16 protein-coding genes are annotated in these 17211 nt (G+C 62.1%); 9 read left to right on the forward strand and 7 right to left on the reverse strand.

The window, feature by feature from the left end; translation table 11 throughout:
- The first annotated feature begins 98 nt into the window (after positions 1–98).
- The 9 genes from ftsY (at position 99) to ETHHA_RS14240 (ending at position 7414) form a co-directional block, all read left to right on the forward strand.
- Positions 99–1037: a signal recognition particle-docking protein FtsY gene (gene ftsY, locus ETHHA_RS01660; protein ID WP_013484288.1), complete on the forward strand. Its 939-nt coding sequence runs from the start codon at positions 99–101 to the stop codon at positions 1035–1037.
- A 26-nt stretch (positions 1038–1063) separates the two neighbouring features.
- Positions 1064–1654, forward strand: a complete 591-nt coding sequence (gene rdgB / locus ETHHA_RS01665) for an RdgB/HAM1 family non-canonical purine NTP pyrophosphatase (RefSeq protein ID WP_013484289.1) — start codon at positions 1064–1066, stop codon at positions 1652–1654.
- 19 nt (positions 1655–1673) lie between these two features.
- Positions 1674–2042, forward strand: a complete 369-nt coding sequence (locus ETHHA_RS14900; protein WP_013484290.1) for a carboxylesterase family protein — start codon at positions 1674–1676, stop codon at positions 2040–2042.
- A gap of 32 nt (positions 2043–2074) precedes the next feature.
- Positions 2075–2362: a YhbY family RNA-binding protein gene (locus ETHHA_RS01675; RefSeq protein ID WP_013484291.1), complete on the forward strand. Its 288-nt coding sequence runs from the start codon at positions 2075–2077 to the stop codon at positions 2360–2362.
- A 13-nt stretch (positions 2363–2375) separates the two neighbouring features.
- Positions 2376–3002, forward strand: a complete 627-nt coding sequence (gene nadD, locus ETHHA_RS01680; protein ID WP_013484292.1) for a nicotinate-nucleotide adenylyltransferase — start codon at positions 2376–2378, stop codon at positions 3000–3002.
- 17 nt (positions 3003–3019) lie between these two features.
- Entirely contained in the window at positions 3020–3586 is a 567-nt protein-coding gene (gene yqeK / locus ETHHA_RS01685; protein WP_041687023.1) for a bis(5'-nucleosyl)-tetraphosphatase (symmetrical) YqeK, read from the forward strand.
- Between the two features lie 167 nt (positions 3587–3753).
- Positions 3754–4158, forward strand: a complete 405-nt coding sequence (rsfS, locus tag ETHHA_RS01690; RefSeq protein WP_013484294.1) for a ribosome silencing factor — start codon at positions 3754–3756, stop codon at positions 4156–4158.
- Between the two features lie 3 nt (positions 4159–4161).
- Positions 4162–6564, forward strand: coding sequence for a leucine--tRNA ligase (gene leuS, locus ETHHA_RS01695; RefSeq protein ID WP_013484295.1), 2403 nt, complete (start codon positions 4162–4164; stop codon positions 6562–6564).
- Between the two features lie 172 nt (positions 6565–6736).
- Positions 6737–7414: a hypothetical protein gene (locus tag ETHHA_RS14240; protein ID WP_013484296.1), complete on the forward strand. Its 678-nt coding sequence runs from the start codon at positions 6737–6739 to the stop codon at positions 7412–7414.
- A gap of 65 nt (positions 7415–7479) precedes the next feature.
- Here the strand turns inward: ETHHA_RS14240 and ETHHA_RS01705 are convergent, their stop codons facing one another.
- The 7 genes from ETHHA_RS01705 to asnS form a co-directional block, all read right to left on the reverse strand.
- Entirely contained in the window at positions 7480–9822 is a 2343-nt protein-coding gene (locus ETHHA_RS01705) for an ABC transporter permease (protein ID WP_013484297.1), read from the reverse strand.
- A 2-nt stretch (positions 9823–9824) separates the two neighbouring features.
- On the reverse strand, positions 9825–10583 hold the full coding sequence (locus tag ETHHA_RS01710; protein ID WP_013484298.1) for an ABC transporter ATP-binding protein: 759 nt from the start codon (positions 10581–10583) through the stop codon (positions 9825–9827).
- A 168-nt stretch (positions 10584–10751) separates the two neighbouring features.
- The gene (locus ETHHA_RS01715; protein WP_013484299.1) at positions 10752–12047 is read right to left on the reverse strand and encodes a HAMP domain-containing sensor histidine kinase; all 1296 of its coding nucleotides are present in this window, start codon (positions 12045–12047) and stop codon (positions 10752–10754) included.
- Entirely contained in the window at positions 12044–12736 is a 693-nt protein-coding gene (locus ETHHA_RS01720) for a response regulator transcription factor (RefSeq protein ID WP_013484300.1), read from the reverse strand. Before ETHHA_RS01720 ends, ETHHA_RS01715 begins: the two co-directional genes overlap by 4 nt.
- A gap of 147 nt (positions 12737–12883) precedes the next feature.
- Positions 12884–14179: an aspartate aminotransferase type Ic gene (locus tag ETHHA_RS01725; protein ID WP_013484301.1), complete on the reverse strand. Its 1296-nt coding sequence runs from the start codon at positions 14177–14179 to the stop codon at positions 12884–12886.
- Positions 14180–14376: 197 nt separating this feature from the next.
- Complete coding sequence (gene larC / locus ETHHA_RS01730; protein ID WP_013484302.1) at positions 14377–15714, reverse strand: nickel pincer cofactor biosynthesis protein LarC; 1338 nt, start codon at positions 15712–15714, stop codon at positions 14377–14379.
- 74 nt (positions 15715–15788) lie between these two features.
- A complete protein-coding gene (asnS, locus tag ETHHA_RS01735; protein ID WP_041687027.1) occupies positions 15789–17183 on the reverse strand; it encodes an asparagine--tRNA ligase in 1395 nt (464 codons plus the stop codon).
- Positions 17184–17211 lie beyond the last annotated feature (28 nt).

Here is a 17211-nt window from a genome sequence, read left to right on the forward strand (position 1 = left end):
ATTCCCCGCCCGAAACATGGTATAATAGCAGGTAATGGAAACGGCTCGGGGGCTATGCGCGCAGACGCGGCCCCGTGCCCGCATACGGGGGGATACGCATGGGCGTTTTTGATAAGATCCGCGCGGGGCTGGCCAAGACCCGCGCGTCGGTCGCGGGGCGGATGGGGCAGGTGTTCCACGGGCGCGGCAAGGTGGACGAGGAACTGTTCGAAGAACTGGAGGACGTGCTGGTCTCCTCCGACGTGGGTGTGGCAACTTCCACCTATCTCATCGAAAAGCTGCGCGGCCGGGTGAAAAAAGAACACATCGTCGATACCGACGGCGTGCGCGAGGCGCTCAAGGCCGTGATGACGGGGGAACTGGAAGGCGATGTGTCGCTCCTGTTGGCTCCCGCACCGGCGGTGCTGCTGGTCATCGGGGTCAACGGCGTGGGCAAGACCACCACCATCGGCAAGCTGGCCGCCCAGCTTAAAGCCGAGGGAAAAGCGGTGCTGCTGGGCGCGGCGGATACGTTCCGCGCCGCCGCCATCGACCAGTTGGAGATCTGGGCGGAGCGCGCCGGGGTGGACATCGTCAAGCAGAAAGAGGGCGCCGATCCCGCCGCCGTAGTGTTCGACGCGGTGCAGGCCGGCAAGGCGCGCGGTGCGGACGTGGTCATCTGCGACACGGCCGGCCGCCTGCACAATAAAAAGAGCCTGATGGACGAACTGTCGAAGATTTCCCGCGTGATCGACCGGGAACTGCCGGGCGCGGCGCGCGAAAACCTGCTTGTGCTCGACGCGACCACCGGGCAGAACGCCGTCAACCAGGCCAAGCAGTTCAAAGAGGCCGCCGGGCTCACCGGCATCATCCTCACCAAGCTCGACGGCACCGCGCGCGGCGGCGTGGTCTTCGCCATCCGCCATGAGCTGGGTGTGCCGGTGAAATACATCGGCGTGGGCGAGCAGATCGACGATTTGCAGCCGTTCGATCCCCGCGCGTTCGTGGACGCATTGTTCCAGGGTGCGGACGAGGAAGCCGCCGGGCAGGACGGTTGATTTTGGAAGTATAAAGGAGACTGGATATGACATTCGTGGCCGCCACCGGCAACGCGCATAAACTGACGGAGATCCGCCGCATTCTCGCGCCGCTGGGGCATGATGTGATTTCTCAGCGCGAGGCGGGCGTGGCGTGCGACCCCGAGGAAACGGGCGCGACTTTTGCGGAAAACGCGCGTATCAAGGCCGAAGCGGTCTGCAAAGCGGCGGGCAGGCCCGCTGTGGCGGATGATTCCGGTCTGTGTGTGGATGCGCTGGACGGCGCGCCCGGCGTCTATTCGGCGCGGTACGCGGGCGCGCACGCCACCGATGACGACCGCATCGCCAAACTGCTGGCCGCGCTTTCCGGCGTGCCGGAGGAAAAGCGCACGGCACGGTTTGTTTCCGCCATCTGCTGCCTCTTCCCCGACGGGAGGGAGATCGCTGTGGAAGGCGTGTGCGAGGGGCGCGTCGCGTTTGCCAAGGACGGGACGGACGGTTTTGGCTACGACCCGGTGTTCATCGAGGCGGAAAGCGGAAAGACCTTCGCCGCGCTTTCCGGCGAGGAAAAGGATGCCTGTAGCCATCGCGGCAGGGCGCTGCGCGCGCTGGCGGAGGCGCTCGCGCCGCAAGACTGACGGGAAAGGAAACTGGAACATGGCGGCAGATCTCATCCCGACCAGATATGGACGTGTGCGGGGGACCGAAGATGGGAGTGTGCGAGTGTTCCACGGCATCCCATATGCCAAACCGCCGGTGGGGGCCAGGCGGTTTGGCGCGCCTGAGAAGCCCGCACCCGGGGACAGCGTGCGCGATGCCACCCGGTTCGGCTCGGTGTGCCCGCAGCCTCGCGGGTTTATGGAGCGGCTTGCCGGCATCGACCGCAAGCAGTCGGCAGACTGCCTGTATCTCAACATCTGGTCGCCCCCGGAACCGGCCGGGCCGTTGCCTGTGCTGGTCTGGCACGACACGCTTTCCGTGCCGGACGACCCGGACGCGGACAAGCGCGCTCTGTTCGGCCTGTGAACGATCATATCATAAAAACGGAGGATATCCTATTGCTGACTTCCAAACAGCGCGCCGCTCTGCGCGGCATGGCCAATACCATCGACACCCTGTTTCAGGTGGGAAAACAGGGCGTGACCGAAACGCTGCAAAAGCAGGCGGAAGACGCGTTGCTCGCGCGCGAGCTTATCAAGCTGCGCGTGCTGGAGACCGCGCCGGTGACCGCCAAAGAGGCCGCAACCCTGCTGGCGCAGGCGCTGGGCGCCGAAGTGGTGCAGGTGATCGGCACGCGATTCGTGCTCTACCGGGCCAACCCGGAGCATCCGGTGCTGCAGGTGTGAGGGGGGAGCGGCATTGAAAAAGATCGGCGTGTTCGGCGGCACGTTCAACCCCATCCACAAAGGGCATCTGCATCTGGCGGGCGGCTATTGCCGCGCGCTGGGGCTGGACACGGTGCTGCTGGTGCCCACCTGCATTCCGCCGCACAAAGAGGTGGACGACCTGCTGCCCGCGATCGACCGGTTGGAGATGTGCCGGCTGGCGGTCCGGGACATGCCCTCGCTGGCCGTTTCGGATGTGGAGGTCCGCCGCGGCGGCAGAAGCTATACGGTGGACACGCTGCGCGAACTGGCGGGCCTCTATCCGGACGACGAACTGTATTTCCTCATGGGAGCGGATATGTTCCTCACCATTGAGGAATGGAACGGGTTTACCGAGATCGCGCGCACGGCGGTGCTCTGCACGGCGTCCCGCCATGAAGGGGAACTGCCCTCGTTGAAGGAGCACGCCCGCCTGCTCGAACGGAAATACGGCGCGCGCTGCCACATCGAGGCCATTCCGGTGCTGGACATTTCCTCTACCGAGGTGCGCGACGCGCTGGCCGAGGGCGGGGACGTGCGCGCGCTGGTACCGGACGCCGTGCGGGACTATATTTATCAGAACGGGCTCTACCGGCCGGTTGGACCGGACTTTCAACAATGACAAAGGGGCGGGATCAGGTGGATACGCAGCGTTTTGAAAAAATTTTAGATGAGACACTCGGCGAAAAGCGCCGCCATCATTCCCGGATGGTTTCCAAGGCGGCGGCGGAGCTGGCCCGGCGCTATGGCGGCGACCCGGAGCAGGCCGCATTCGCCGGGTTGGTGCACGACATCGCCAAAGAGATGAAGCCCGACGCGCAGTTGCAAACCATGGAGAAATATAGTATACTGCTTGATGATGTTGAGCGTGTGACGCCCAAGCTCTGGCACGCCATCGCGGGGTATGCGCTGCTCAAATACGAGTACGGCGTGGCCGACGAAGACGTTCTGGAAGCCGTGCGCTGGCACACCACCGGCCGCAAGGGGCTTTCACGCCTGGGCAAAATCGTTTATCTGGCCGACTGTATTTCCGAGGATCGGGATTATCCCGGCGTGGAGCAGGCCCGCGCCGCCGCCGCCCGCTCGCTGGATGCCGGGTATCTGGATTCGCTGGAGCGCTCCATCCGCACCCTGTTGGACAGGGGCGCTCTGCTCCATCTGGGCACGGTGGAAGCGCGCAATGAGCTTTTGCTCGCGGCAAAATAAAAGGCGGAAGCGCGCGGGCAATGTTGTGCTTACGGGATGTTCGCCCTCGCGGCGGTGCATGGGCAGAGCCGCCCGCGCACCGTCGCTTTTTCGTCGGACGGGACGTAAATCCGTCAGACTGGATACAATAAAGCACGGGGGCGCGAAAAAGCACGCGCGGACCCGTTATGATAATAAAAACAACCAAAACGAACAGGGAGGCGGTCGCACTGACCTCAAAGGAATTGTTGGAAAAAGCAGTCGAAATTCTGGACAACCGCAAGGCGGAAGACCTCACGGCCATTGAGATCGGCAATATCAGCATCATCGCGGATTATTTCCTGCTGGCCACCGGCAACAGCACCACACAGGTGAAATCGCTGGCGGAGGAGCTGGAATTTCAGTTTTCGCAGGCGGGCGTGGAGCCGCTGCGCACCGAGGGCGTGCGCTCGGGCACTTGGGCGGTGCTTGATTACGGCGGGCTGGTCATCCACATCTTCCACCGGGACACCCGCGCGTTTTACAACCTGGAGCGCCTGTGGGCCGACGGGGAGCGCGTCGATATACAGCAGTTGATCAAGCAGGAGGGCTGAAACGTGCACTACGATTTCGCCGCTATCGAAAAAAAATGGCAGAAGCTCTGGGAAGAGACCGGTGTGTTCCACGCGAAAAACGATTTTTCACTACCGAAGTTTTACGCGTTGGTCGAATTCCCCTATCCATCCGGGCAGGGGCTGCATGTGGGGCATCCGCGTTCCTATACGGCGCTGGACATCGTGTCCCGCAAGCGCCGTCTGGAGGGCTATAACGTTCTGTACCCGATGGGGTGGGACGCGTTCGGCCTGCCCACCGAGAACTTTGCCATCAAAAACCACATCCACCCCGAGATCGTCACCAAAAACAACGTGGCACATTTCAAGCAGCAGTTGCAATCGCTGGGGCTTTCGTTTGACTGGTCGCGCGAGATCAACACCACCGACCCGTTGTATTATAGATGGACGCAGTGGATCTTCCTCCAACTGTTCAAAAAAGGACTGGCCTACAAAAAGGAAATGCGCGTCAACTGGTGCACCTCCTGCAAATGCGTGCTGGCCAACGAAGAAGTGGTGAACGGCGTTTGCGAGCGGTGCGGCAGCGAGGTGGTGCATAAGGTCAAGAGCCAGTGGATGCTCAAGATCACCGACTATGCCCAGCGCCTGATCGACGACCTCGACGGTCTCGATTATATCGAGCGCGTGAAGACCCAGCAGAAAAACTGGATCGGGCGCTCCACCGGCGCGCAGGTGCGGTTCGACACCGCGGCGGGCGACCCGTTGCTCATCTATACCACAAGGCCGGATACCATCTTCGGCGCCACCTATATGGTCATCGCGCCGGAGCACCCCATCCTTGAAAAATGGGCGGACAAGATTGAAAACCTCGACGCGGTGCGCGCCTATCAGGATGAAGCCGCGCACAAGTCCGATTTTGAGCGCACTGAGGTGCAGAAGGACAAGACCGGCGTGGAGATCAAGGGTGTGCGCGCCGTCAACCCCGCCACCGGCAAAGAAATCCCGATTTTTCTGTCGGATTATGTGCTGGTCACATACGGCACCGGCGCCATCATGGCCGTGCCCGCGCATGACGAACGCGACTTCGCGTTCGCCCGTACATTCGGCCTGCCTGTCGTGGAGGTGGTCGCGGGCGGCAACGTGGAACAGGAAGCGTTTACCGACTGCGCGACCGGCACGATGGTCAACTCCGGCTTTCTCGACGGCCTGACGGTCGAAGAGGCCAAAGAAAAAATCATCGCGTGGCTGGAGGAGACCGGCCGCGGCGAGGCTAAGGTCAACTACAAGCTGCGCGACTGGGTGTTTTCCCGCCAGCGCTATTGGGGCGAGCCCATCCCGCTGGTCTATTGTGAAAAATGCGGTTGGGTGCCCGTGCCGGAAGACCAGCTTCCGCTGCGCCTGCCGGAAGTGGCATCCTATGAGCCGACGGACAACGGCGAGTCGCCGCTGGCGGCCATGACCGACTGGGTGAACACCGTCTGCCCGCACTGCGGCGGCCCCGCCCGGCGTGAGACCGACACCATGCCCCAGTGGGCAGGCTCGTCGTGGTACTTCCTGCGCTACACCGACCCGCACAACGGCAAGGCGCTCGCATCACCTGAAGCGCTGAGATACTGGCTGCCGGTGGACTGGTACAACGGCGGCATGGAGCACACCACGTTGCATCTGCTCTATTCGCGTTTCTGGCACAAGGCGCTGTTTGATCTAGGCATCGTACCCACGTCGGAGCCGTATCAGAAGCGGACGAGCCACGGCATGATTCTGGGTGAAAACGGCGAAAAAATGTCCAAATCGCGCGGCAACGTCGTCAATCCGGACGAGATGGTGAAAGCCTACGGCGCGGATACGCTGCGGCTGTATGAAATGTTCATCGGGGATTTTGAAAAGGCCGCCCCGTGGTCGGACACCGGCATCCGCGGCAGCAAACGTTTCCTGGAGCGTGTCTGGAACTTGCAGGAAAAACTTCTGCCGGGCGACGGCTACCGCCCGGAACTGGAAAGCGACCTGCACAAGACCATTAAAAAGGTCACGGGCGACATCGAGAGCATGAAATTCAACACGGCCATCGCCGCGCTGATGACCCTGCTCAACCGTTTTGCCAAGGAGGGCGCGTCGCGCGGGGAATGGCGCACGTTTTTGCTGCTGCTCAACCCGTTCGCGCCGCACATCACCGAGGAACTTTGGGAGGTCACCGGCCTTGGCGGGCGGCTGAACGCGCAGAAATGGCCGACTTATGACGAGGCCAAATGTGTGGATGCCCGCGTGCGGATCGCGGTGCAGGTTTGCGGCAAACTGCGCGGCACGGTGGAAATGGACGCGGACGCCGATCAGCAGACCGTGCAGACCGCCGCGCTGGAACTGCCGCGCGTGCAGGCCAATGTGGAGGGCAAGCAGGTCGTCAAGGTCATTTTTATTAAAGGGAAACTCATCAATATCGTCGCAAAATAATTGGATATAGATCGGCGCGGCGCGTTTCCGTATGAGGCAGAGGCACGCCGCGCCTGTTTTTTGAAAAAATTCTGCGATTTTCATCGGATGACCATACGGCTTTCACGTTGCCCCGCCATACTGGGTGCAGTCGAACGAACACCCATGGCAGAGAATAGGAGTGGATTCTTATATGGTCAAATGGAAATGGTGGAAACCGGCTGTTTTACTGGTGGCGGCAGTGGTATGCGCGGCGGCTTTGGCCGCGTGCGGCAGCAAGGCGGTTTCCGTTGCGTCGTCCTCGTCCGGCGGCAGCGGTTCGTCCGCGAATACTCTTTACGGCAAGGTGACCGCCGTAAACGGGTCAACCATCACGTTGGCGCTGGGAACGATGGGCGGTGGCCAGGGCGGCCCGGGTGGCGGGCGGGGTACCGCATCCGGTAGCCAGAACGGCACGCCGCCGGATCAGGGCACCGCGTCCGGTGGTGCGGGCAACGTGCCTGCGGGGGGTGGGATGCCCGGCCTGACGCTGACCGGTAAGGCCCAGACCGTCACGGCCGCGGATGGCGCGACCATCACGAAAATGACCCGTCCGTCCGGTGGGCAGGCGCCGGGCAGCTCGTCCGACACGACTTCCTCGACCGACAGTGCCGCTTCGTCCGCCGACACATCGGCTTCTCTGTCCGATATCACGGTGGGGACGATTGTGAAAGTCGAACTCGACAGCAGTGGCAAAGCGTCGGCGATCACGATTCTGGGCACGCAGAGCGACAGCGCGGGCACCGCGTCCGACTCGACGGCGTCGTCCGCCGCGTCCGCGTCCACCGTCGCGGCAACGGAGAACGAAAACAATTCAGCAGTTTCGGCATAGATTTTCGGCATTGGTGCAAAAAAGGACTGCAGTATACCGCAGTCCTTTTTTGTGGTTTAATAGGCTTAGTCGGATAGCAATACGCAGGGGGAAATGCGCCGCACACGCCGGGCCGCCAGCATGGAAATGCCGTAGGTGAGCAGTGCGATGAGGATGCAGACCGTCGGCACGGTGGCGGCGGGGAGAATGAAGTCCAGCTTCAAAAGCCCCATCGCGCGGAAGAGAGCGCTGACAAGCGGGTTGGCAAAGGATTGCCCCAGCAGGCAGCCCGCCAGTGCGCCGATGATGCCCACCGGCAGAAAGCTGAGTGCGACCTGCCGCATGAGCTGCCCGGTGGTGAACCCCAGCGCTTTCTGAATGCCGAATTCCTGTCTGCGGCGCACCAGCATCGCACCGGTGAGCAGCACCAGGATCAGGACGACGATCAGTGCCATCACCGCGAACATCAGCGAGGCAAATACGGCCACCACTGTTCCATAGGTGCCCAGAATGTTCCGTGCGGTTGCATGGTCATTGGAAACGCCGGTGACCTGTGCACCAAACCGGGTGTTGATGGTTTGTATGGTGTCGGAAATGTGCGTATGATTTTCCATATAGACGAACAGATAGGAGGGGACGAATTGCGGCGAGATGCGGCGGAAACCGTCCTCGGTGAGGTAACTGCCCGTGCCCAGGTCGTTGATGCTCTGGGTCAGGCCGGTGATGAGATAGTCGGCGCTCCGGCCTCCTGCGGTAATGCGCACGGTGTCCCCGATGCCTTTATGCAGGTGCCCGGCCAGCACGCCGCCGATGGCCACTTCGTTGTCATGCTTGGGATAGCGCCCCCCGTAAGTCTGGTTGTTTTTGAGCAGGCCGAAATCCGGGGTGACGGCACCGTAACTGGCCTGGCCGTCGGTCTCCACCATGGGGACATCATATGTGAGCGCCTGCGTGACGTGCGGCAGAGCGCGGATATTTTGCTGCAGCGTCTGAATGTCCGCGCCGCTTTTCATTTCGACAGAGATGTCGTCCGGCTCACCGCCCATCAGGTGCATGACGGCCGTGTTGTCTACGCCGAAATTATAAAATAGCAGGAACGTGAAGACCGCCGCGAACGACACTGCCGCGAAGATGATGCCCAGTGCAATGTTCTGCCTGGCGTCCGCCCATATGGATTTGCAGGCCAGAAGCAGGCTGAGCGGACCGCGCGAGGTTTCCAGCGAGAGGTGGTTTTTGCGGAAGCTGTGGGTGGTGATGCCGCCGCGCAGCGCCGTGATGACCGGCAGTTTGCGGATGCGGGAGGCGGCCACCAAAGCGACCAGCGCCACACAGCTGAGAAGGATGGCAAGCGTGAGCAGGCTGACCGCCGGGTCGAATCCCTGCTGCCAGTTCAGGCCGGTCTGTGCCGCCAGTGACTGGCTGTGCGGGATGGCGACGGCATAGGAAAGGCCGATGCCTGCGATCCCTCCCGCCAAACCCGTTAGCAAAAACTGAAGCAGGAACGCGGCGCGGATCTGCCTGCCGGTGTATCCCACGGCCTCAAGTGCGCCGATGTTGCGGATGTCTTCCTCAATGCTGCCCACGATGCGGAAGCGCACCACCAGCAGTACGATGAGTGCCACCACAAAGGCGAAAGAAATCTCCAGCGCCGCACCGATCATCACCGGCATGGATACCGCAAGCTTGGTGTTGTTGATGCTCAGCCTCCAGGGCAGTTCCCCTTGGTTGTCGGAGCTTGCCTGAAGCAAAAACGCGTTGGACAGGTCGGCCGCATCCGATAAGGTTTTGGTGTAGGCGTTGAACAGCACGCTCTTCGCGGGGGCATTTTCCGGCAGGGTGGCAAATGCCCGATAGGCGCTGTCCGGCAGGAAGAACCGCATGCTGCCGGTCATGGTGTTGCCCCAGAGCAGGTCTTCCTCAAAGCCCGCGATGCGAAACGCATAGGTTTTTCCGAGAATGGTGAGTTTGAGCGTGTCCCCCAGCCGGTAGCCTTTGGTGGAGAGCATGTAGGGGACATAGATGGACTCATTGGTTTCCGCCGCCCTTGCGCCCACGAATGAGAGATGTTTTGCTTCGCCGCTGCTTTCCACGGCGACGGAGGTGGAGAAAGCAGAGCCGCCGATGGGGAAGGAAGCGGCGCGGTAATACAGCGCCGTTTCCTGTGAGGTCCCGGTCACGCCTTTGTATGTAGAGATGAAGCGTTCCAGTTCCGCCTGCTTGGCGGCGCCGATGCTGTCGGGCAAAGTGGCTACGAAGTCCGGCGTATGCAGTTCCGTGCGTTTCTGGTCGAAAATGCGCGGCAGGTTGGTCAGGTTCAGGAGACCGAGGTTGAGCAGCAGGGCCGCGATGAGGGTGAGCAGCCCCAGTGTGATGCCCGCGCTCTTGTGCCTGCGCAGGTTGGCGGCGGCCAGCATCCAGACGCTTTGCATGCTCACCACCCCATTTCCTTTAAAAACGCCGTCAGCTTGTCGTGCCGGGTGCGGTCGCCGCCGACATACGAGCCCAGGCCGCACTCCCCGCAGACCACACCGTCTTTCAGGTACAGGATGCGGTTGCCGCGCCGCGCCGAGCGCAGGTCATGCGTGACCATCACGACGTTTTGCCCGTTTTGATGCACCTGGGTGAGCACATCCAGCACCGCCTTGCCGGAGGCGGAGTTGAGCGCGCCGGTGGGCTCGTCGGCAAACACGACTTTGGGCGTGTTGATGAGTGCGCGCACCATCCCCGCGCGCTGCGCCTCGCCCCCCGAAAGCTGCGAGGGAAACTTCTTCCAGTCCGCTTCACGCAGACCCACCTGCTCAAACAGGGCTTTGGCACGGGCGGCGACGGCTTTGCGCTCTCCTCCCGCCAGCAGACCGCAGGCCAGCACATTGTCCATCACGCTCATGCTGTCCATCAAAAAAACCTGCTGGAACACGAATCCGCAGTTTTGGCGGCGGAACACGGCGAGCTGGTCGTTGTTCATGCGGGAGATATCCTGCCCGGCGAAGCGGATGCCGCCCAGCGTGGGCCGGTCCATGCCGGAAAGCGCGTAGAGCAGCGTGGATTTGCCCGCGCCGGAGGCCCCCATGATGACGGTGAAATCGCCTTCGCGGATCTCCAGATCGAGGTTTTTGAGCACATGCTGCTGCAGGCCGGATTGTGAAAAGGTCTTGCAGAGTTTCTGTGTGGTCACGATCGCCTGTGACATGCAAATCATCCTTTCGGCAGGCACAGCCTGCTTGTGCGGCGCGAGAGGGCTTTGCGCATGCGGCAAGCCGGCCGCGCCGCACGTTCGGTTTATCGTGCCTTCATTCTACCTGCATGTGCCTTAACAGGTCTTTACGCGATCCTTAACCGTTTCTTAATTTCTGCGGGTTTACCGGACAGATGCGGCGGGGAACGGGATATGCAGCCGCACGGCAAACCCGCAGACGGTCTCCCCGCGCAGGCGATTCTCACAGGCGAGAGTACCGCCCATCTGTTCCATCAGGTAGCGGGAGAGGTAGAGTCCCAGGCCGGAGCCGCTTTTTCCGGCGGCGTTTTTGCCGCGGTAGAATTTGTTGCAGAGCAACGCGAGGTCGGACGGCGGCGCGCCCGGGCCGTTGTCCGCGATGGTGACGGAAAGCGCCGCACCCTCGAAAATGAAGGTGACCAGAATGGCGCTGTCGGCATATTTATAGGAATTGTGGATGATGTTGTCGAACACCTGTTGGAGCCGCAGGCGGTCGAACCGCAGCAGGCAGGGCGGGATGGGTGAAACGGCTGTCCGCCCGTTGTAGTCTGCCGCGCGGAGCATTTCCCCCAACGCGGCGCTGTTTTCTTCAGAGGGTTCCACCGGCAGCTTTTGCAGTTCCTCCAGCGACGCGTGGAACAGATTGTTGATGAGCAGGCTGATCTGTTCCGCTTTGGCGTGGACGGTCTCCCAGTTTTTGCGCGCGGCGGCATCCGGCTCGCGCACCAGCATCAGTTCCGTCACCGCAAGGATGGAGGCGACCGGGGTTTTGATGTCGTGGCTGAGCGAGGCCACCAGTTCCTTTTTGCTGCGGTTGGCACGGTATTCGTTCTCTTTTGCGCGCGCCAGCTCGTCGCGCATGAGGTCGAAGCTTTCGGTGAACGGCCCGAACAGGTTTTCCTTGTCCATGGCGAGCGGGATGTCGAGATTGCCCGCCGCCACCCGCCTGGCAAACGCGTCGAGCAGCCGGAACGGGTGAATGAGCGAGTGCCGCAGCCAGAGCGAGAACCCTATGCAGAACAGCAGCGGCAGTGCCAGCAGGAGCAGCCCGGCAAAGAACAGCGCTTGCCGCTGCGCCTGCCGGTCCTGCGCGGCGTGGCTGTAAAACAGCACGTTGCCCACCACGACGCCGTTTGCAGAGATGTCCAGCACGGTGTCCCGGCGCCTGACGGCGGAGAAAACGGTGGGCTCATCCAGCCCCGCGTGGGTGGCGGCGCGCACGTTGCCGTTTAAGTCCAGCACCGCATAGTCGATGTGGTAGGAAAGGCCGGGCAGGTCGTGCTTGTCCAGACGGTTCCACTGTTCACCAAGTGAGCGTGCGATGTCGTTATAGGCCGCCACCGGCACGTCGTTTTCTCCACCGCGCAGGATGAAAAACAGGAGAATGGCGCCGGCCGCGCAAAACAGCGCCATGAACGCATAGAGCGGTTTGAGGTTCATGGCGCGTCTCCTTCAAAACGATAGCCCGTTCCCCAAACGGTGAGGATGTGGACGGGATGGTTGGGGTCTTGTTCGATCTTTTCGCGCAGGCGGCGGATGTGGACGTTGAGCGTGCCGTCCCCGGTGACGGCGTCCTCCCACACGTTGCGGAACAGCTCCTCTTTGGGGATGATGCGCCCGCGGTTTTGCACCAGGTAGGCCAGCAGCTTGTATTCCATCGCTTTCAGCGTGAGCGGCGCACCGCTTTTTCGTACGCGCCCGGCGTCAAACTCGATGGAGAGATCACCGCAGGAGAACGCGGACGCGTAACGGGCGGCGGTGCCTGCGCGCCGCCGTTTGAGCACCGCGCGCACCTTGGCCAGCAGCACGCTGAGCGAGTAGGGCTTCTGGATATAATCGTCGCCGCCGATGCCCAGCGCGAGGATCTGGTCGTCGTCGCTGGTGCGTGCGCTGATGAACAGGATGGGCGTGTCGCTGGTCTGCCGTAGGTGTTTGCAGAGCGAAAACCCCGAGCCGTCCGGCAGGTTGATGTCCAGCAAAATGACTTCCGCACGGTTGGCCTGCAGAAAGGTAAGGGCGGCGGGCATGCCGGGCACCCACGCGGTGCTGACCTCAAACAGGTTGAAATAGTCGCAGGTGCTCTGTGCCAGCGCTTCTTCGTCGTCCACAATCAGGCAGTCGTATTCCATGGCGCATCCCTTTCCGTACCGTTTTTACACAGTTGTATTATAGCACGGTCGGCCGAGATGCTGAAGTCTGTGCTGCCGGAAAGCCTGCAAAAAAGCCCGCCTGTCCCGGTAAACGGGAAGGGCGGGCTTGAAGATGTGCGGAAGAAATCAGGCGAGGACGGGCTTGCGTGTTCCCAGTTTTTCCACCGCTGCGAGCTTTACGCAGAGTGTGAACAGGGAAATGGCGGTGCGCAGCTCGCTCAGCGGCGGCACGCTGGGCGCGATGCGGATGTTGCGGTCGCGCGGGTCGCGCCCGTACGGATAGGTCGCGCCCGCCGGGGTGGTTACCACGCCGGCCTCGCGGCAGAGCTGCACGATGCGGGCGGCGCAGCCGTCCGGCGCGTTGAAGCTGATGAAATAGCCGCCGTGCGGGTGTGTCCATTCGGCAATGTCCAGCCCGCCCAGCTCAGCCTGCAAAATCTCCTGCACCGCCGCAAATTTCGGCGCAAGGATGGCCTGGTGCTTTTTCATGTGCGCCTCCACACCCGCACGGTCTTTGAAGAAACGCAGGTGCCGCAGCTGGTTGAGTTTATCCGGCCCGATGGTCTGGGCGGAGAGGTGCCTGCGGATGTCGGCAATATTGGTCTCGCTGGCCGCCATGGCCGCCACGCCCGCCCCCGGGAAGGTGATTTTGGAGGTGGAGGTGAACAGATATACCATATCCGGCCGGCCCTGCGCGGCGCAGGCGTCCAGGATGTTCTTCAGCTCGTCGTGCTCGTCGCGAATATGGTGCACGCAATAGGCGTTGTCCCAGAAGATGCGGAAATCGGCGGCGGCCGGGCGCAGGGCGGCGAATGCGTCCACCACCGCGTCGGAATAGGTCTTGCCTTCCGGATTGGAATATTTCGGCACGCACCAGATGCCCTTGACAGCCGGGTCGTGTTTCGCAAGGTCTTTCACTGTGGCCATGTCGGGGCCGTCTTCCCGCATCTCCACGGGCACCATTTCGATGCCCAGACTTTCGCACACGGTGAAATGCCGGTCGTAACCCGGCACCGGGCAGAGGAATTTGACCCGCTCCAGCCTGCTCCACGGGGTGCCGCCCAGCACGCCGTAGAGCATGGCGCGGGCGATGGTGTCATACATCAGGTTCAGGCTGGAGTTGCCACCCACCATGACGTTTTCAGGCCGCACCTCCAACAGGTCGGCAAAGAGGCGCTTCATGCCGGGCAGGCCGTCTAAACCCCCGTAGTTGCGGCAGTCGGTGCCGTCTTCGGAGATGCAGGCTTCCGCACTGCTCACACAGGTGAGCAGCGGTGTGGAGAGGTCGAGCTGCTCCCGGCCGGGCTTGCCCCGCGCCATATTTAGCTGTAGGCCCTGCGCCCGGCAGGCATCATATTGCTCCGTGAGCTGTTTTTTGAGCGCCAGCAGTTGCTCGCGCGAAAGCGACGAAAGATTAGACATGGATCCTGTCCTCCAGAAATGCCCGGCGGGTTGTATACGGCTTGCCGGGTCAAAATTGCGTTCAGCGCTCCTATTATACTGCGAGATCGCGTTTTTTGCAAGTTTATTTTAAATAAACTGCAAAACATCTTGTGCAAGCAGGATGAGCAACCTGCAGCAGAAGATGTTTTGCATAAATTCCATATAAAAAATCATTTTTATGCGAACGGATGTCCGCTGTGTGCGGACGGTTCCCAGCGTGCTTCTCCCGCTGCCGCGCGTGCCCGCGCCTCGGTATCCACCCGTGTGATGGGGATGCCCGCGCGTTCCGCCGCCGCGTGCAGGGACTCGAACTCCGGCTTGATCTTTTCCACGCCGCCGAACGTGCTGCGTTTGAGACGAATCTTGCCGTAGGGCGTATCCACCGCGCCGAAGCCGCGCGCCATCACGATGCGCTCGCTTTCGCGGGTGCGCAGGCCGATGGCGCCGGTGTGCGCGAAGATGATTTCCGTCATCGTTTCCTCCAGCTCCGGCGCGCAGAGCACGGTGAGCAGCCAGGCGGGGCGGTTTTTTTTCATGAATACCGGTGTGTAATAGGCATCCGCCGCGCCGGCCGCAAACAGCAGCTCGAGCGCGTGGCCCAGCGCTTCGCCGGTGGAATCGTCGATGCAGGTTTCCAGCACACGCACACGGTCGCGCCCCGGGTCTGCCGTTTGCTCCGTTTCTCCCAGAAATGCGCGTAAAATGTTTGCGTGAGGAAACTCCCGCTTGCCGCCGCCATAGCCCGTTTTTTCCACACGCATGGCCGGCATGGGGCCAAACCCGCGCGCGAGCCCCGCCGCGATGGCCGCGCCGGTGGGTGTGACCATCTCGCCGTCCACGTCTTTGGTGCGGTAGGGGATGCGCGCGGCGCGCAAAATTTCCGCCGTGGCGGGCGCGGGCACCGGCAGCAGCCCGTGGGCGCAGCGCACAAAGCCGCCGCCCTCGGTGAGCGGGGAGAAGCGGATGTCCTGCGCACCCAACGCGTCCACACAGACCGCCGCGCCCACGATGTCGGCAATGGAATCCGCCGCGCCCACCTCGTGGAAATGGATTTCCTCCAGCGGCAGGCCGTGCACCTTGGCTTCGGCGCGGGCGACAAACCCGAAAATGGTTTTGGACAGCTCCCGCACGGCGGGGGAAAGCGCGCTGGCGTCCAGCAGCGCTTCGATGTCGTGCAGGTTGCGGTGGGCGTGGTGCGCACTGTGCGGCGTGTCCTGCACGGCGGTCGCGTGGACGTGCTCATGGTGATGGTCATGTTCCCCCGCGTGATGATGGTCGTGTTCGTGATGATGCGCACTGCCATCCTCGGGTTCCTCATGTGTCAGAATGACGTTGTAATCAGTGCAGAGGATGCCGTGCGTCTGTTTTTTGGTGATCTCGATGCGGAAATCGTCGGTGTGCAGGCTTGCGAGCGCGTCGCGCAGCGTTTGCTCCGGCGCGCCGAGGTCGAGCAGCGCCGCCACGAACATATCGCCCGAGATACCTGCCTGGCAGTCTATGTATAATGTTTTCATTCCACGTCCTCCTTTGACGCGCCCGCCGCCCGTGCGGGCTGTGCGCCGATTGTTTGCACAGGGTAGACCTGAGCTTAAAAGCCGGCTGTGCCGGCGGTGCGCGGGAAGGGAAGCACATCGCGGATATTGCCGATGCCGGTGAGGTACATCACCAGCCGCTCGAACCCCAGCCCGAACCCGGCATGCCGTGCGCCGCCAAACCGCCGCAGGTCAAGATACCAGCGGTAGGCCTCGATGGGCATGCCCAGTTCCTCCATACGCGTAAGCAGCACGGTTTCGCGCTCCTCGCGCTGCGAGCCGCCGATGATCTCCCCGATGCCCGGCACCAGCAGGTCCATGGCCGCCACGGTTTTGCCATCGCCGTTTTGCCGCATGTAAAACGCCTTGATCTCTTTGGGATAATCCACCACGAAAACCGGCGCCTTAAAGATTTCTTCCGTCAAATACCGTTCATGCTCGGTCTGTAGATCGCAACCCCAGGACACCGGATAGCTGAAGCGCGCGTTTTCCTTTTCAAGCAGCTTCACCGCCTCGGTGTAGGTCACGCAGGCAAAGTCCGAAGTGGCCACATGCTCCAGGCGCGCGAGCAGGCCCTTGTCCACATATTGGTTTAAAAACGCCAGTTCGTCCGGGCATTCGTCCAGCACGGTTTTCAGTACCGCCTGCATCATGTCCCGTGCGAGCGCGCGGTCGTCGTCCAGGTCGGCGAAGGCGATTTCCGGCTCCACCATCCAGAATTCCGCCGCGTGGCGGGTGGTGTTGGAATTTTCGGCGCGGAACGTGGGCCCGAACGTATAGATCTTGCCGAACGCCAGCGCCATGCTCTCGCCTTCCAACTGGCCGGAGACCGTCAGGCTCACCGGCCGCCCGAAGAAATCTTTTGAAAAATCCACTGCGCCGTCCGGCGTGCGGGGCGGGTCGGCGATGTCCAGCACCGTCAGGCGGAACATTTCGCCCGCGCCCTCGGCATCGCTGGCAGTGATGATGGGCGTGTGGATATATTGGAAGCCGTGCGTGTGGAAGAAGCGGTGGATAGCCAGCGCCGCCGTCGATCGGATGCGGAACGCCGCACCCAGCGTGTTGGCGCGCGGCCGCAGGTGCGGCATGGTGCGCAGGAATTCCAGCGTGTGGCGTTTTTTCTGGAGCGGGTAGTCGGGCGGGCATGTGCCCTCGATCTCCACCGACGCGGCGTGCAGTTCGAACGGCTGGCGCGCCTGCGGCGTGAGCGCGAGCCGCCCGCGCACGACCACCGCCGCGCCTACGCCCAGTTTCATCACCTCGCCGAAATTGGTGAGCGCCTGCTCGTCGCATACCGCCTGCAAATGTCCGAAACAGCTGCCGTCGTTCAGCTCCAGAAAACCGATGGATTTGGAGTGCCGTAAAGTGCGTACCCACCCGGCCACCGTGATGTCTGCCGCCGTAAAGCTGTCTGCGCGGGCGAACAAGTCCCGTATCTCCGTGCGCTGCATGTGCATATCTCCCGCCTTTGCGAATTTG

Source organism: Ethanoligenens harbinense YUAN-3 (assembly GCF_000178115.2).
In the GTDB taxonomy this organism is placed as follows: Bacteria; Bacillota; Clostridia; order Oscillospirales; family Ethanoligenentaceae; genus Ethanoligenens; species Ethanoligenens harbinense.